The 16,055-nt window shown below is 68.5% G+C and carries 10 protein-coding genes; 7 read left to right on the plus strand and 3 right to left on the minus strand.

The annotated features are described in order from the left end of the window. Positions 1 to 52 precede the first annotated feature (52 nt). Positions 53 to 832, minus strand: a complete 780-nt coding sequence (locus tag F5544_RS06655) for a DNA-formamidopyrimidine glycosylase family protein (protein ID WP_167472368.1) — start codon at positions 830 to 832, stop codon at positions 53 to 55. Positions 833 to 915: 83 nt separating this feature from the next. On the opposite strand from F5544_RS06655, the gene F5544_RS06660 reads away from it, so the two are divergent. Then, positions 916 to 1,134, plus strand: coding sequence for a hypothetical protein (locus tag F5544_RS06660; RefSeq protein ID WP_167472369.1), 219 nt, complete (start codon positions 916 to 918; stop codon positions 1,132 to 1,134). Here the strand turns inward: F5544_RS06660 and F5544_RS06670 are convergent. Then, positions 1,118 to 6,247, minus strand: coding sequence for an ATP-dependent helicase (locus tag F5544_RS06670; RefSeq protein WP_238847120.1), 5,130 nt, complete (start codon positions 6,245 to 6,247; stop codon positions 1,118 to 1,120). The two genes, F5544_RS06660 and F5544_RS06670, sit on opposite strands and share 17 nt — an antisense overlap. Positions 6,248 to 6,354: 107 nt before the next feature. Here F5544_RS06670 and F5544_RS06675 point away from each other — a divergent pair, with 107 nt between their 5' ends. Continuing rightward, positions 6,355 to 6,900, plus strand: coding sequence for a histidine phosphatase family protein (locus F5544_RS06675; protein ID WP_167472370.1), 546 nt, complete (start codon positions 6,355 to 6,357; stop codon positions 6,898 to 6,900). Here the strand turns inward: F5544_RS06675 and F5544_RS06680 are convergent. Continuing rightward, a complete protein-coding gene (locus F5544_RS06680) occupies positions 6,895 to 7,536 on the minus strand; it encodes a TetR/AcrR family transcriptional regulator (protein WP_167472371.1) in 642 nt (213 codons plus the stop codon). The genes F5544_RS06675 and F5544_RS06680 overlap by 6 nt on opposite strands. 68 nt (positions 7,537 to 7,604) lie before the next feature. On the opposite strand from F5544_RS06680, the gene F5544_RS06685 reads away from it, so the two are divergent. From F5544_RS06685 to F5544_RS06705, 5 genes are all read left to right on the plus strand, one after another. After that, a complete protein-coding gene (locus F5544_RS06685; protein ID WP_167472372.1) occupies positions 7,605 to 8,552 on the plus strand; it encodes a patatin-like phospholipase family protein in 948 nt (315 codons plus the stop codon). Next, a complete protein-coding gene (locus F5544_RS06690) occupies positions 8,549 to 9,385 on the plus strand; it encodes an SDR family oxidoreductase (protein WP_167472373.1) in 837 nt (278 codons plus the stop codon). The genes F5544_RS06685 and F5544_RS06690 overlap by 4 nt, the downstream gene beginning before the upstream one ends. 507 nt (positions 9,386 to 9,892) lie before the next feature. Next, the gene (locus F5544_RS06695; RefSeq protein WP_167472374.1) at positions 9,893 to 13,366 is read left to right on the plus strand and encodes an indolepyruvate ferredoxin oxidoreductase family protein; all 3,474 of its coding nucleotides are present in this window, start codon (positions 9,893 to 9,895) and stop codon (positions 13,364 to 13,366) included. 126 nt (positions 13,367 to 13,492) lie between these two features. Continuing rightward, positions 13,493 to 14,341 carry a helix-turn-helix transcriptional regulator gene (locus F5544_RS06700; RefSeq protein ID WP_238847121.1) on the plus strand — a complete coding sequence of 283 codons (849 nt, stop codon included), beginning with the start codon at positions 13,493 to 13,495 and terminating at the stop codon, positions 14,339 to 14,341. A gap of 69 nt (positions 14,342 to 14,410) precedes the next feature. After that, positions 14,411 to 15,973 (plus strand): MFS transporter, encoded by a 1,563-nt coding sequence (locus F5544_RS06705; RefSeq protein ID WP_167472376.1) that lies wholly within the window; start codon positions 14,411 to 14,413, stop codon positions 15,971 to 15,973. Positions 15,974 to 16,055: the final 82 nt, after the last annotated feature.

A 16,055-nucleotide genomic window follows, 5' to 3' on the forward strand; every position in this document is an offset into this window, starting at 1 on the left:
GAAGCTGATGGTTATGCGGGAACGAATTACCTACGGACGCAATGCGGGTGGGTCAGGCGGGGGCGGGTTGGCAGCGCGGGCAGAAGTAGATGCCGCGCTCGCGTTGGATGATTCGGTCGTTGTCGGGGAAGGTTTCGCCTAGCAGCCGAACCACTAGCGCGGTGCCGCAACGTTGGCATGGTCGGCGCTGGCGGCCGTAGGCGATTGGGCGCCAGGGTGGTTCGTGTGCGGCCTTGGTCAGTATCCGGTGTGCCTCGTGCACCAGTGCGGGCAGATCGGGCACGGCCGCCACCGGCGTCGCCGGATGGATCCGGCGCAGATAGCAGACCTCGCTCCGGTAGATATTGCCGATACCCGCCAGATTCCGCTGATCCAGCAGCGCCAGCCCGATCGGCTGATCCGGATGCTCCGTCAGCCGCCGAACCGCCTCGGCCGCATCCCAGTTCGGCCCGAGCAGATCCGGGCCCAGATGGTCGGTGGCGGTATGTTCCTCATCCACCCGCAGCACCTCGACGAGGCCGAGCGAAAACCCGACCGCCTCTATCTCGTCCGTGCCGAGCACCACCCGCGCCTGCACGCGCGGCCTGGTCCACCGCTGCCCGCAGTGGAACACCCGCCACTCACCCTCCATCTTCAGATGGGTATGCACACTCACCGTCGGCGTCCGGATGAACAGGTGTTTCCCATAACTGCCAACGCTTTCCACCGCCTGCCCGACCAGATCCACGGTCGCATACCGAGGCACCCGAAAATCACTGCGCGCCAACACTTTCCCCGCTAGCTCCGCGCGCAGCCGAGCAGCAGTGCGAAACACCGTGTCACCCTCAGGCATCACACCCCAAATCTCGCCACCCAACCGCCGGACTGGACCGGTTGATTGCGCGGCCGGGACCTATTGGGCCGGGCTGGCTGGTGGTGCTGCCTGAGCCTGGTGGGTTGGATTGGCTGGTGGTGCTGGCCGAGCCTGCCAGGCTGGACTGGCTGATGGTACTGCCTGGGCCTGCCGGGTTGGACTGGCTGATGGTGCTGCCTGAGTCTGCTGGGCCGGATTGGCTGATGGTGCTGTCCGGGCGCGCTGGGCCGGATCTGCTGGGGGCTTTGATTCCGCTGTGCGCGTTCATATTTGACGCCTGAGGCGGAGGCCGCGGGGGGTGGTGGCGAATCCGGCCTCGGTGAGGAAGGCGGCGAAGGTGTTGCCGTGTACGGAATCTCCGTCGACCTTGTCGATGACGATGGAGTCGACCCGGCGGCTGTGCACGAGATCGGCGAGTGCGGTGGCGGCGGCGTTGCGGATATCCGGGTCCTCGGTGAAGGTGAGCAGGGTTTTGCCGCCGCGTTCCAGGTAGAGGACGAGTTCGCCGCCGACCAACACCACCAGTGCCCCCGCCTTGCGGCCGGGGCGGTGGCCGCTGTCCGCGTCGCCCTTCGGCCACGGCAGCGCAGCGCCGTATGGATTGGCCGGATCGCAGGCGGCAAGGGCCATCGCCTTGGTTGCGGCATCCTTCTGCTCGGTGCCGGGGCGGGCGCGTTCGGTGTCGAAGGAACGCAGGCGATCCACCACATCGGTGGTGGAGAACTGGGCACCGCCGAGGGAATCGACGAAATAGCCGCGGCGGCAGCGGCCCCGGTCCTCGAATTCGGTGAGCACCCGGTACATCAGGGCGAATCCGCCGGGCACGCCCTCGTTCTGCACCGAGCCCCTGGTCAGCACGCCGTACCGCTCCAGCAGCATGTCGGCCGTCGCATGTGCGCGAACAGTGTTGTCCGCCACCCGATCCGGCAGCAGCGACCAGCGCCCCGCCACCGCGGGCGGCCCGGTCCGGCTCGGCATATTCGGTCTGGGCAGGTAGGCCCGGCCGCGTGGTGTTCGGCGCGGCGTGCGATGCGCCGTCGTGGTCCTCGACGTGCCGGACAGCAGCGCCCGCACCGGCGCGAAGGTGTCGCCGGCCACCAACCCGGCCCACACCAGATCCCACAGCGCCGCAGCCACTTTCGCGTCATCGAGCAAACCGCTGGCGTCGGATAGCTGGCGGAAGAAGTAAGCCCCGCCGCCGTGCAATATAGGCGGTGGCAGCGGCGTCGACGCGCGTGTGATCGACTTCCCCTCTGCCGCAACACTGCTCGGCTGCTTATCCCGCGCGGTAGTGCCGCCCGAGCGCACACCATCGCTCGAATCGACCTCCGGTGCGTCCACGGTCCGCGACGCACGACCGGACTGTGTTTCCCGATCCGTCTGATCGGTCCAATCCGGCTGATTCGGGTCTGCCGCAGGACTGTCCTGCGCGGCCGAGGCGGCCCCTCGCTGCCCCCGGCGTCGAGCAGCGCTGCGCGAGCGCGCCTCGCCGCTGGATTCGATGTCCGATGCATCCGGCGGATCGATCGAATCCGGCTGATTCGGTAGGGCGTCTGCCGCAGGACTGCCCGGAGCGCCTCGCTGTCCGCGGCGTCGAGCAGCGCTGTGCGCGCCGCTGGATTCGATGTCCGATATATCCAGCGCATCGTCGGTCCATGGCGCGCCGCCGCGTTGTCCGGACCGGCGGCCTAACGTCGAATCCGGCTGCGCCTCAACGTCACCCGGCAGATCGTCGAGTGAAACCGGCGGTCGGATCGCGGGCAGACCGTCGGATTCCGGCACCGGGGTCCATGCGGCGATCGACGCGCCGAGCGCGGTGAGCAGGCGCAGGTGCAGCTCGGTCAGCTCGATCTCGTCCGGCGGCGGCAAGGTGAAGGGGGCCTGGTCGGCCAGGTGCAGTGCGATCCAGCCGTCCTTGGCGGTGATCGAGCCGTGCCCGGACCAGATGACCTCGCCGGTGGCCATGAGCTCGTCCAGCATGGCGGGGGAGTAGTCGCGGACCCGGGCGGGCAGGATCAGCGATTCCCAGGCGGAGGCCGGAATCGGCACGCCGGCAAGCTGTTCCACCACCGCGGCGACACCGTCGACGCCGCGCAGCTCACCGGTGCCGACATGCTGCCAGGCCGGAAGGAAGCGACCGAAAGCGGCGGTGGCCACCGGTTCCACCTCGTGCCGGGCCGCGGCCAGCGAGCGGCGGCGCAGCCTGCGCAGCACCTGTGCGTCGCACCATTCGCTGCCACCGGCCGACGGCGTGAATTCGCCCTCCACCACCCGTTTCTCGGCCACCAGCTGATGCAGTGCCGCGGCGGCGACGGCGGTGCCGAGCCCGAACCGTTCGGCCACCGCCTCGGTGGCGAACGGGCCGTGCGTGCGGGCGTAGCGGCCGACGAGGTCGCCGAGCGGATCGGCGACCGGCTCGATGAACGCGGCCGGTGTGCCGATCGGCAGCGGCACCCCCAGCGCATCACGCAGCCGGGCGGCGTCCTCCACCGCGGCCCACCAGCTCCGTCCGGCGAACGAAACCTCCAGTGCCCGACGCGATTTCAGCAGCTCGGCGAACCAGGGCGCCGGATCGTCCACGCAGCGGTCGCGCGCTTCGGCGGCGGTGAGCGGGCCGAGCAACCGCAGCAGATCCGCCAGCCCCTCCAGATCGCGCGCCTGCCGATCGGGTGTCAGCCGCTGCAGTTCCCGCTCGGTGAGTTCCAGCACCGACGCGTCGAGCAGTTCGCGCAATTCGACCCGGCCGAGCAGTTCGGCGAGCAGCCCGGAATCCAAGGACAAGGCCGCGGCGCGGCGTTCGGCGAGCGGGCTGTCCCCGTCGTACATGAACTGGCCGATGTAGGAGAACAGCAGTGAGTTCGCGAACGGTGACGGTGTCGCGGTCTCCACCTCGACCAGACGCAGCTGCCTGCGCGCCACCCGGCCGAGCAGATCCCGCAGCGCGGGCAGATCGTAGACGTCGCGCAGACATTCCCGCACCGTCTCCAACAGAATCGGGAATTCGGGGAATTTGCGCGCGACATCGAGCAGCTGGGCCGAGCGCTGCCGCTGCTGCCACAGCGGTGCGCGCTTACCCGGATCCCGGCGCGGCAGCAGCAACGCCCGCGCCGCGCATTCGCGGAACCGGGACGCGAAAAGCGCTGAGCCGCCGACCTGTTCGGTGACGATATCGTCGATTTCGTCCGGCTCGAAGACGAAGAGCTCCGCGCCGGGCGGATCGTCGGTGGTGTCGGGCAGCCGCACCACGATGCCGTCGTCGGAGGCGTTGGGCGCGGCGTCGACCCCGAACCGCTCACGCAGCCGCGCGCCGACGGCCAGCGCCCACGCCGCGTGCACCGGTAACCCGTACGGCGAGTGCAGCACCAGCCGCCAGTCGCCGAGTTCGTCGCGGAACCGCTCGACCACCAGGGTCCGGTCGGTGGGGAGGTGTCCGGTGGCGGTGCGCTGCTCGTCCAGCAGCGCGATCAGATTCGATCGGGCGAAATCGTCCAATCCGGCCGCGGCGGTGAGCTTTTCCAGAGTTTCCTGGCTGCCGCCCGCCTTGCGCACGAATTCGCCCAGCGCGGCGCCGAGTTCGGCGGGACGGCCGAGCCCGTCGCCATGCCAGAACGGCAACCGGCCGGGCTGGCCGAACGCGGGTGTCACCAGCACCCGGTCGAAGGTGATCTCCTCGATCCGCCAGCTGGTGGCGCCGAGCGCGAACACATCGCCGACCCGCGACTCGTAGACCATCTCCTCGTCGAGTTCGCCCACCCGCGAAGCCTTTTCGCCGACCATGAACACCGCGAACATGCCGCGGTCCGGGATCGCGCCGCCCGAGGTGACCGCCAGTCGCTGCGCGCCGGGTCGTCCGGTGAGTGTGCCGGCGTCCCGGTCCCACACCAGTCGCGGTCGTAGCTCGGCGAATTCGTCGGAGGGGTAGCGCCCTGCGAGCAGATCGAGCACCGACTCGTAGGCGGAACGCGGCAGCGCCGCGTAACTGCCGGTGCCCCTTACCGTTTCGAACCAGGCGTCGACGTCGATCGGCTCCAGCGCGCAGGCCGCGACGGTCTGCTGGGCCAGGATGTCCAGCGGATGCGCGGGCAGCCGCAACTCCTCGATCCGGCCCTCGGTCATCCGCTGGGCGGTGACAGCGCAATGAATCACATCGGTGCGGTGTTTGGGGAACAGCACGCCGCGTGAGATCTCGCCGACCTGATGTCCGGCGCGGCCGATGCGTTGCAGCCCGCTCGCCACCGACGGCGGCGCCTCGACCTGGACCACGAGATCGACCGCACCCATATCGATGCCGAGTTCGAGGCTGCTGGTGGCGACGACGCAGCGCAACCGCCCGCTCTTCAGATCGTCCTCGATCAGCGCCCGCTGCTCCTTGCTCACCGACCCGTGGTGCGCGCGGGCCAACAGCTCACCCGCGCCGTGGATCACCTCGGTGGACGGGCCGAGTTGCGCGGGCGGCGGATGTGCGGTGTCCACCGGATCGCCGATGCGCGCCGCGTATGCCTCGTTGAGCCGCGCGGTGAGTCGTTCGGCCAGCCTGCGCGAGTTGGCGAATACGATCGATGACCGGTGTCGCAGAACGAGATCCACGATGGCCTCGTCGACGTGCGGCCAGATCGAGCCCGGCTGGTCGGATTCCTCACCCGGTTCGGTCATATCCGGGATCGGCACCCGGACCGACAGGTCGAAGGTTTTGGGCGCGGGCGGCGCGACGACGGTGATCGGCGCATTGCCGACCAGGAACCGGCCCACCTCCTCAGGCGGCCGCACGGTCGCCGACAGGCCGATACGCTGAGCCGGGCGTACCTGCTCACCCTCCGACGCCGTTACCAACTGATCCAGCCGGGCCAGCGAAAGCGCAAGGTGTGCACCGCGTTTGGAGCCCGCGATGGCGTGCACCTCATCGACGATCACGGTTCGCACCGTGCGCAAGGTCTCCCTGGCGGCCGAGGTCAGCATCAGGAACAGCGACTCGGGCGTGGTGATGAGGATGTCGGGCGGGGTGCGCTGCATGGCCCGGCGCTCGGCCGCGCCGGTATCGCCGGAGCGGACCCCGACGGTGATGTCGGGTGGTTCGAGTCCGAGCCGTTTCGCGGTCTGGGTGATGCCGACCAACGGTGCGCGCAGGTTGCGTTCCACGTCCACGGCCAGCGCCTTCAGCGGCGAAACGTACAGCACGGTCGTCCCGACAGGGGACTTGACAGTCGGTTTGTCCCGTATGGCCAATTGATCTATCGCCCACAGGAATGCCGACAGCGTTTTGCCCGATCCGGTCGGCGCGATGACCAGCGTGTGCTCACCCGCCGCGATCGCGCGCCACGCGCCCAACTGAGCGGCCGTCGGCGCCGGAAAAGCGCCGTCGAACCACTCTCGGGTCGCGGTGGAGAACGGGGTCATGGCATCAGTGTGCCTCGCGGCACCGACAAGATCGCCCGCCGTCCGCGCGCAGCGAAGCGGGAGCAATCGGATTACGGCTGGCATTCGCGCGCCGTAGGCTTCCATCCGTGCACAAGGTGCTGAGACTCGACCTGGTCAGCCATGGCATGACCGAGGCGATGCGAAAGGCACGTTTTCCAGTAGATGAATCGCTGACCGAGGCCGGTCGCCGTTCGATCGCCGCCGCGGGTCCGCTCACCGCGGCACGGGTGCTCACCGGGCCCGAGCGCCGGACCGTCGAAACCGCCGCGCTGATGGGCTTACCCGGTGAAGAGGACACCCGGCTACGCGATCTGGACGCGGGTGCGTGGCGCGGCGGTGAGCTGATGTCCGTCCCGCAGGACGAGCTCTACGCGTGGCTCACCGATCCGAAGTTCCGCGGGCACGGCGGCGAATCCGTCATGGACGTGATCGAGCGGACCCGCTACTGGATGGCCGAGATCGCCTCCGACGGCATGTCGACGGTGGCGGTGACCCATCCGGCGGTGATCAGGTCGGCGTTGCTGGTGACGCTGGACGCACCGCCGAAATCGTTCTGGCGGATAGATATTCCGCCGGGCAGCGTCACCCGGCTGCACTATCGCGGCGAGTGGTCGCTGCACTTCACCTCATGATGCGCCCTCGGTCGACAGCGCGGCGGCATACGCGCGCAACGGTCCGTCACCCGTCGTCAACAGCAGTCGCAGCGCATCGGTGACCAGTCGGGCGGGCAGCGCCGGGTCGATGGCGCGCTGCATGCCGAGCCCTATGCCCATGCTGAGGACCGCGGTCGCGGCGTCTTCCACGGATACCGGCAGGTCGACGCCCCGGTCGTCGGCGAGGCGCTGTACCTGGGCGGCGACGGCGCCGCGCACCATCGCGAGGCTGGACCGCAGCGCGGCCTGCAACTCCGGATCGTCGCGGGCGACCGTGGCGAATTCGAATTCCAGCAGGGTCCATCCGACATCGCCGATCGTGTGTTCGGCCCATGCCTGGAAGCGCTCGAGTTGATCGTCGAGCGTGCCACCGTCCTCGATCAGGGCGGTGATCTCCTCGAATTTGGTCGTGTGAATCAGCTGCAGCACCTCGAGGCCGAGCTCTTTCTTGGTGCGGAAATTCGAGTAGACGGCGCCCTTGGAGTATCCGGTCTCCTCGGCCACCCGCTCCAGGCTGGTCTTCGCGTAGCCCTCGGCAAGGAATAGATCGCGGGCGGTGGCGATCAGCTCGGCCCTGGTGCGGGCCTGACTCTCGGACCGGGTCAGTCGTGCCATCTCACGATTCTACGAACCGGAAGATTTCGGATACCGTTGGTATCTGAAGGCTGTTACTGTGTGAAACCATGGGTAACAACAACGGGTCTCGACGGCGCGGCCTGGCCATCGGATGCGGTGGCACGTTGGGCGCCGCCTGGACCGTCGCGGCGCTCGCCGCGGTCCGCGACGTGTTGAACTGGGATCCGCGCGAGGCCGACGTGCTGATCGGCACCTCGGCGGGCGCTGAGCTGGTGACCATGCTCGGCAGCGGCGTCGCGGTCGATGAACTGGTCGCGATGCAGCGCGGCGAATCGACCAATCCTGTTCTGGCCGAGCACATTCGCATCGATCCGGGACGTTTCCCGCCGCTGCCGAGGCCGCGGCTCGGCGCACCCCGGCTGACCGTGCGCGGCCTCGGCTCGGGGCAGGCCGCGCTCACCGCGGGCGCGGGCCTGCTGCCGCGTGGCGGTGGCGACGCGTCCTGGCTGCAGCGGCTGGCCGACAGATTGAATCCCGGACGCACCTGGGTGCCGCACCCGGCCACCTGGTTGGTCTCCGTCGACACCACCACCGGACAGCGGATCCCGTTCGGCGCGCCGGACGCGCCGAGCGCACCGCTAGGTGCGGCGCTGCGGGCATCGTGGGCGGTGCCCGGCTGGTTCCCGCCGGTCGAGATCGGCACGCGGACATACGTGGACGGCGGTGCGGCGTCCACGGCATCGGTGGATTTGCTTGCGGCGCAACGGCTCGACGAACTCGTCGTACTCGCGCCGATGGCCTCCGCCGAACGGATCCCGGCGCGCTCGGTCGGCCACCTCCTCGAACGGCAGCTGCGAAATCGCATGAGCGCCAGGCTTTCCACCGAAATCGGTCAGTTGCGCGCTGCGGGCACCCGGGTGCTCTTCCTCGGCGCGACCGCGGCCGATCTCGCGGTGACGGGGCCCAACTTCATGGACGGCCGCCGCCGTCGCGACACCTTCGAACACAGCCTGCGCAGCACCCGCTCGGTGCTCGAACAAGGAGCCTTCGCATGAGAATTCTCGGTCACGGTTATCCGGAAATCGACCTGACGGGCGCGCGGGTGCTGATCACCGGCGCCGGGCGCGGTATCGGCGCCGCGACCGCGGAGTTGTTCGCGGCCAAGGGATCCGAGGTGGTCATCGCCGACGTCGATGGTGCGGCGGCCGAGGCGTGCGCCGCCGCACTCGGTGCGAAAGCCGTTGAGCTGGACGTGCGTTCGCGCGGGCAGTGGGACGATGCGGTCGCCGGAATCGGTTCGGTCGACATTCTGGTCAACAATGCGGGCGTCATGCCCGCCGGCGCCTTCCTCGACGAGCCGGATGTGGTGGGGCAGGCCACGATCGATATCAATGTCTGGGGCCTCATCCACGGTATGCGCGCCGTCGCGCCCGGCATGATCGAGCGCGGGCGCGGCCACATCGTCAATGTCGCCTCGCTGGCGGGCAAGATTCCGATCCCGGGGCTCGCGGTATACAACGCGAGCAAGTTCGCGGCCGTAGGACTCAGCGCCGCAACGCGTTTGGAGTTCGCGGGGCGCGGCGTCAGCGTCAGCTGCGTCATGCCGTCGGCGGTGCGCACCCGCCTCTCCGCCGGATTGACCCTCGGTCACGGCATGCCGACCGTCGATCCGGAGGATGTGGCCGCCGCCATCGTCCGCACCTGCGCCACCCGCAAGGCGGAGGTCGCCGTGCCCAACTACCTCGGCGTCATCGACGTAGCCATCGCCGCGACCCCCGAACGCGCGATTCGCCTGTTCCGCAAGCTCATCGACGGCGACCGCGCCCTCCACCCCGCCGACGCCACCGTCCGCGCGAAGTACGAGAAGCAGGTCCGCGAGATCAGCTGAACGCATCAGGGGGGCGAAAACCGGCTTCGGAGAAGGTCTTCCGGAGCCGGTTTTATTGTTCAGGCGTCCCACCAGGCGTCATTGCCGCAAAGAACCTCGTACACCCCCGCCAGCCGTCCGTCACGCCTCGTTCCAGCAGCGCCTTGATCGCCGCGAAATCCGATTCGCCGTAGATCGAGCGCGGCGAATGGAGGTTCGCGATGCCTCAGGTCGATCGACGGCTCGCACCGCGATTGGAGCGCGGTCACGGTGGTCGAACTTGCCGGGAAGTTGCCGGTAATTCCCATGCGGATGACGTGGCCGATGTGATCGGCGTCGCGTGGCCGGGGTCACATTCGGGCTAGCATCTTGCGAAGCGGGTGCCCATTACAGACCGGCTGGATTGAGCAGATTGCGCAAGTTTGTGAACCACGGTTGTTCACTTCGCGCAGAGAATGCAGGATGGCGGCACCAAGTGCTCAACGATGCGAGGCGCCGGACCGGCGCCGAGCGGACGGGTGGATCTGTATGACCGAGCTCGCTGACCGCGAACTGGCCCCAGCGCCCTATGACCTCGCCGATCGCTACCGGGTCGGCGCCGGAACCGTTGTGCTCACCGGCGTGCAGGCGATCGCCCGGCAGCTGGTCGAGCAGCATGTCCGCGATCTGCGGGCCGGCCGCCGGGTCGGTACGTTCGTGTCCGGATATCAGGGCAGTCCACTCGGCGGCGTCGACAGAATGCTCGCCGGTATGCCGAATGTGCTTGCCGAGCACGATATTTCGTTCGTCCCCGGGCTGAACGAGGAACTCGCCGCCACCTCGGTGTGGGGCAGCCAGGGCGAATTGCCCGCCGGCACCGCGACACACGACGGTGTCGTCGGCGTTTGGTACGGCAAGGGCCCCGGCCTCGACCGCGCCACCGACGCCCTGCGCCACGCGAACATGTACGGCGCGAACCCGAACGGCGGGGTGCTGCTGCTGGTCGGCGACGATCCGGCCTCGAAATCCTCCACCGTCCCCGCGGTGAGCGAACGGTCGCTGGCGGCGATGGGCATTCCGGTGTTGTTCCCGCGCAACGCCCGCGAGATCATCACGATGGGCCTGCACGGGGTCGCGCTCTCCCGGGCCTCCGGTTGCCTCGTCGCGCTGAAGATCGTCGCCGACGTGGCCGACGGTGCGTGGACGGTCGACGGCAATGTCGGCGACATCGATATCACCGTCCCCGAAATCGAGTGGGAGGGTAGGCCGTTCACCTATCTGCAGCGGCCGATGGCGGCTCCGGCGGACAGCGTGATCGCCGAGGCCGATCTCTACGGCCCGCGCTGGGAGACGGTCAAGGCGTACAGCACGCTCAACGAGCTGGATGTCATCGAGGTGAATCCGGTCCAGGCCACCGTCGGAATCGCGGCCACCGGAACCACATTCGACGCGGTGCGGCAGGCGCTGATCGATCTCGGCGCCGACGATGCGGCGCTCGCGCGCGCCGGTATCCGGCTGCTGCGCATCGGCATGCCATATCCGATAGCGCCGCAACGCATCCGGCAATTCGCCGACGGCCTGGCCGAGCTGATCGTGGTGGAGGACAAGACCGCCTTCATCGAGACCCAGATCCGCGAAATCCTGTACGGCGCCCCGGGTGCGCCGCGCATCATCGGCAAGCGCGACGCCGCCGACCGTCCGCTGTTCGCCCAGGACGGCGAGCTCACCACCGGACGCATCATCGGGCCGCTGCGCCGGGCCCTGGACGGCCGTCTGGAGCTGAAACGCCCACTGCCGCAGCCGCTCTCACTTTCCGTGCTGCCCGCCAAGCGGGCCGCCTACTTCTGCAGCGGCTGTCCGCACAACCGCTCGACCGCCGTGCCCGACGGTTCGCTGGCCGGCGGCGGTATCGGCTGCCACACCATGGTCACCTTGTCCGGCCGCGAAGACAGCAAGGTGCTGGGGCTGACCCAGATGGGCGGTGAGGGCGCGCAGTGGATCGGTATGGCCCCGTTCACCCAGGTGCCGCACCTTTTCCAGAACATCGGCGACGGAACATATTTCCACTCAGGGCAATTGGCGGTGCAGGCCTGTGTCGCGGCCGGGGTGAACATCACCTTCAAACTGCTCTACAACGACGTCGTCGCGATGACCGGCGCACAGGATGCCGAAGGCGCCCTCGCGGTTCCGATGCTGACGCGCAAGCTCGCCGTCGAGGGCGTGCGGCAGATCATCATCTGCGCCGACGACATGAAGAAGTACCGCAGGCGCGATCTGGCCGCCGGAACCCTGCTGTGGCACCGGGACCGGCTCGACGAGGCGCAACGCACCCTGCGCGAAATCCCCGGCGTCACAGTGCTGATCTACGACCAGCACTGCGCCGCCGACGCGCGCCGTCAGCGCAAGCGCGGCACGCTGCCCGCGCGGCGCACCCGCGTCGTCATCAACGAGGCGGTGTGCGAGGGCTGCGGTGACTGCGGCGTGAAGAGCAACTGCCTCTCGGTGCAGCCGGTGGACACCGAATTCGGTCGTAAGACCCGCATCGACCAGACTTCGTGCAATACCGATTACAGCTGCATGGACGGCGATTGCCCGTCGTTCGTCACGGTCGAGCTGCCGGATCCGGCGAAGGCGAAGAAGCGCAAGGCGACTCGGCGTCCGGAACCGCCTCGGCTGCCCGAATTGCCTTATGTGCCGGTGACTTCCACGCAGAACATCTTCCTGGCCGGTATCGGCGGCACCGGCATCGTCACCGTCAACCAGGTGCTCGCGACCGCCGCGCTGCGGGCCGGATACGAGGTGGCGAGCCTGGACCAGATCGGTCTCAGCCAGAAGGCGGGCCCGGTGGTTTCCCACTTGCGCTTCGCCGCAGGCGAATTGGAGCCGGCGAACCGGCTGACGCCCGGATCGGCCGACTGCATCGTCGCCTTCGATCTGCTCGCCGCCGCCGACAACAAGAATCTGGCGTACGGCTCCAAGGAGACCACCATCGCGGTGGCCTCGACCAGCAAGACCCCGACCGGCGACATGGTCTACGACAAGTCGGTGTCGTACCCGGAGACCGAGCTGCTGCTGTCCCGGCTGGATCGGGTATCGCGGTCGATCCACTCGTTCGACGCGCTCGCCGCCGCGGAGCTGCTGTTCGGCAACACCGCAGCCGCGAACTTCCTGCTGGTGGGCGCCGCGTACCAGTTGGGTGGGCTGCGGTTGCCCGCCGCGTCGATCGAGGAGGCCATCGAGATCAACGGTGTCGCCGTCGCGGCGAATATCGCGGCCTTCCGCTGGGGCCGGGTCGCGATCGCCCGGCCGGACGACTTCGCCGCCGTCACCACCCGAGAGCAGGCCAAGGCGGCCGAAATCGCCGTTCCGGCAGACCTTTTCGCGGGTTTGACGGCCACCGGCGAGACCCGTCGTCTGGTCGAGCTGCGGGCCAAGGAGCTGATCGGCTTCCAGGACGTGCGGACCGCTCGCGAGTATGTGCGCACCATGCAGGACATCTGGGACGCCCAGTGCCGGGTGACCGGCCGCACCGAGTTCAGCGAGCAGGTCGCCCGCGGCCTGTACAAGTTCACCGCGTACAAGGACGAATACGAGGTGGCTCGTCAGCTGACGAATCCCGCCTTCCTCGACGAGGTTTCGGCGCAGCTGCCGGACGGCGCGAACCTCACCTACAAGCTGCATCCGCCGGTACTGCGCGCGATGGGCCGCAAGAAGAAGATCGGCTTCGGGCCGCGCACCCACCTCGTGCTGAAGGTGCTGGCCAAGGGTAAGCGATTGCGCGGCACCAAACTCGATCCCTTCGGCTACGCGCATGTGCGCCGCGTCGAGCGAGAGCTGTTGGCGCACTACACCGACATGGTGACCACGCTGGCGAACCATCTCGACCCGGAGAACTACGACCGCGCCGTCGAGGCCGCCGCACTGGCCGATATGGTTCGCGGCTACGAGGGCGTCAAACTCGCCAACGTCGAGGAATACCGGAACCGCCTGCGCGAGTTGGGCATCGAACCGCCGCGCGGCTGAGAAGCGTGGCTCGGGCCGTGACGCTCCCGAGCCACACCGAAAAATGGCCCGGAGCCGTGTGATCCGGGCCATTTTCGGATAAATCCCGTGAAATCCGGGTTTCCCGCCGTGCATAGCATGATCGAGGTGGACATCGTTCGGCTTTCCGCGGATGCTCGGCAACGGCGTCGAGACGAGATCCGGCAGTTCCTGCGCTCCAGACGGTCTCGCCTGACGCCCGCCGATGTCGGTATGGCACCCGGCTCCGGGCGGCGGACGGCCGGGCTGCGCCGCGAGGAGGTCGCGGTGCTCGCCGGTGTCGGCGCGTCCTGGTACACCTGGCTCGAGCAAGGGCGCGAGATCAACGTCTCCGCCGAGGTGCTGGATGCGATCGCCAGGGTGCTGCGGCTCGATGCCGCGGAACGCGAACACCTCTATCTGCTTTCCGGTCTCAATCCACCGCAGACGCCACCCGCCGAGCGCGAGGTCCCGGAATCGCTGCGGCGGGTGATCGATGGCTGGCTGCCGGGTCCGGCCTACATCATCGACCGGCACTGGAATTTCGCGGCGGTGAACCGGGCGGCGCGGGCGGTGTTCGGTTATACGGCCGGTGATCACAACTGCCTGGTAAGTTTCTTCACCAATGCCCGGCTGGCCTCGGCGTTGCGGAACCGCGAAGACGCCGCCCGCGCCATCGTCGGACAGTTCCGCGCCGACGCCGCGCGGTATCCGGACGATTCGTGGTTTGCCGAGTTGGCCGCCGATATGTGCGCGGCCAGTTCGGAATTCGCGCGGCTGTGGGCCGAACACCGCGTCGGCAGCGCGGCACAGGGCATCAAGGCGTTGGCCCATCCCGAGACCGGTGAGCTGGTGTTCGAATACACCACGTTGCCGCTCCCCGATCTCCCCGGACACCGCTTGCTGCTCTACACGCCGCAACCGGGCACCGAGGCCGGATTGGCGGCGCTGCTGGAGGTGCGCAAGGCCGCCGGCTGAGGGTGGTGGTGGCAGACCCAGGCTTATCCGACACTCCTACCGTGGCCGCGGCGGCGACACGATCGTCGCATGTCGCGATATTCCGAAAGCACGGCCACCCGCCCGGTCCTCGGCGCGGCCGCGATTCTGCTGACTCTGGTGATTCTGCCGACATCGGTGACCGGATCGGGCGTCGCGCTGCCGCGGATCGGGCGGGACACCGGCGCGGCGCTGGATCTGCTCCAGTGGGTGGTGCACGCCTACAACCTGACCTTCGCCTGCTTCATGCTGGCCTGCGGGGCGATGGCGGATCTGCTCGGCAGGCGGCGGGTGTTCGCGGCGGGTGCGGCATTGTTCGTCGCGGCATCGCTGGTGAGCGCGATCGCGCCGGGCGTGCTGCTGCTCGATGCGGCCCGTGCGCTGGCCGGTATCGGCGCCGCGGCCCTGCTGACCAGTGGAAGTTCCATTCTGGCAACGACTTTCGACGGTCCGGCCCGGGTCCGGGTCTTTGCCGCCGTCGGCATTGCCACCGGCAGTGGGCTCGCGCTCGGTGCCATGGCGGCGGGCACCGTCGTCGATCTGTTGGGCTGGCGCTGGTTCTTCGGCGCGCATGCGGTGCTGATGGCGATTGTGCTTGTCGCGGTTCCGTTCCTCGGCGAGTCGCGGCGAGCGGATGGCGCCGCTGTCGATCTGCCGGGGACGCTGACCTTCGTCGGTGCGCTACTGCTGCTGATGCTCGGCCTGGTCGAAGGGCCGCAGTGGGGTTGGGCCAGCGGTTCGGTACTCGGGATGTTCGCCGGATCCGGCGTGCTGGCAATCTGTTTCGCGGTAATCGAACGACGCCGGGCACAGCCGATGCTGGACCTCGCACTGCTGCGGAATCGGCGATTCGTCGCCCTTTCGCTGATCCCGGTCGTTGTCTCGTTCGCATACGTGATCCTGTTGCCGCTATTGCCGAATTACCTGATGGTGGCGAAGGATTTGACAAGCCGGGCGGCAGGCGGCGTGCTATTGCTGATGAGCGCGCCCATTCTGGTCGCGCCCGCACTGGCCGGAGCATTGTTGCGCCGCGGCATGACCAATCGGGCGGTGTTCACCATCAGCCTGGTCTGTCTCACTGTCGGAATCGGTTGGCTCGCAATAGTTCTGCGGCCGGGCGGCGGTATCGGGTCGTTGATCGCTCCGCTGGTCGTCCTCGGCGTCGGGCTCGGACTCAACTTCGGATCGGTGGACGCCGCGGTGCTGACCGTCGTCGGCTCCGATGAAACCGGCACGGCCGCAGGCTTTCTCAACACCCTGCGGCTGGGCAGCGAGGCGGTGGTGATCGCCGCCGCGGGCTCGGCGCTGGTCAACCTGACCCAGCACGGATACCAGCGTGGCCTGCACGCGTTCCCGGCTTACCAGCCGGGTGCCGGGCCGCTGGCGAATCAGGTGAACGCGGGTGATCTCGACAGTCCGCTGGCTGCGGTCGGACCCGAGATTCGGCCGGATTTCGGTGTTTTCATCGTCGACGGATTCACCCAGGCCTGGCAAATCGTGCTCGGCGCATGCGCGGTGATCTGCGCGCTGCTTTCGGTTGTCATCTATGTGCTGCTGGCCGAGCGCGGTGCGCCGGTTCCGGTCGTGGCCGAGGTGGCCGAGTCGCGTGTCTGATGGGCACTGCCGGAATACTCGGTTGGCTGCAAAACGGCCCGGAACCAATGGGTTCCGGGCCGTGCCCGAGCGCGCGTGGCGC

This window comes from Nocardia arthritidis (genome assembly GCF_011801145.1).
GTDB lineage: Bacteria > Actinomycetota > Actinomycetes > Mycobacteriales > Mycobacteriaceae > Nocardia > Nocardia arthritidis_A.

What these genes read in the sequence shown, in the direction of transcription:
- F5544_RS06695 (WP_167472374.1), top strand. Translation starts at nt 9,893, where the DNA reads ATGACCGAGCTCGCTGACCGCGAACTGGCCCCAGCGCCCTATGACCTC.
- F5544_RS06690 (WP_167472373.1), top strand. Translation starts at nt 8,549, where the DNA reads ATGAGAATTCTCGGTCACGGTTATCCGGAAATCGACCTGACGGGCGCG.
- F5544_RS06680 (WP_167472371.1), bottom strand. Translation starts at nt 7,536, where the DNA reads ATGGCACGACTGACCCGGTCCGAGAGTCAGGCCCGCACCAGGGCCGAG.
- F5544_RS06685 (WP_167472372.1), top strand. Translation starts at nt 7,605, where the DNA reads ATGGGTAACAACAACGGGTCTCGACGGCGCGGCCTGGCCATCGGATGC.
- F5544_RS06705 (WP_167472376.1), top strand. Translation starts at nt 14,411, where the DNA reads ATGTCGCGATATTCCGAAAGCACGGCCACCCGCCCGGTCCTCGGCGCG.
- F5544_RS06670 (WP_238847120.1), bottom strand. Translation starts at nt 6,247, where the DNA reads ATGACCCCGTTCTCCACCGCGACCCGAGAGTGGTTCGACGGCGCTTTT.
- F5544_RS06655 (WP_167472368.1), bottom strand. Translation starts at nt 832, where the DNA reads ATGCCTGAGGGTGACACGGTGTTTCGCACTGCTGCTCGGCTGCGCGCG.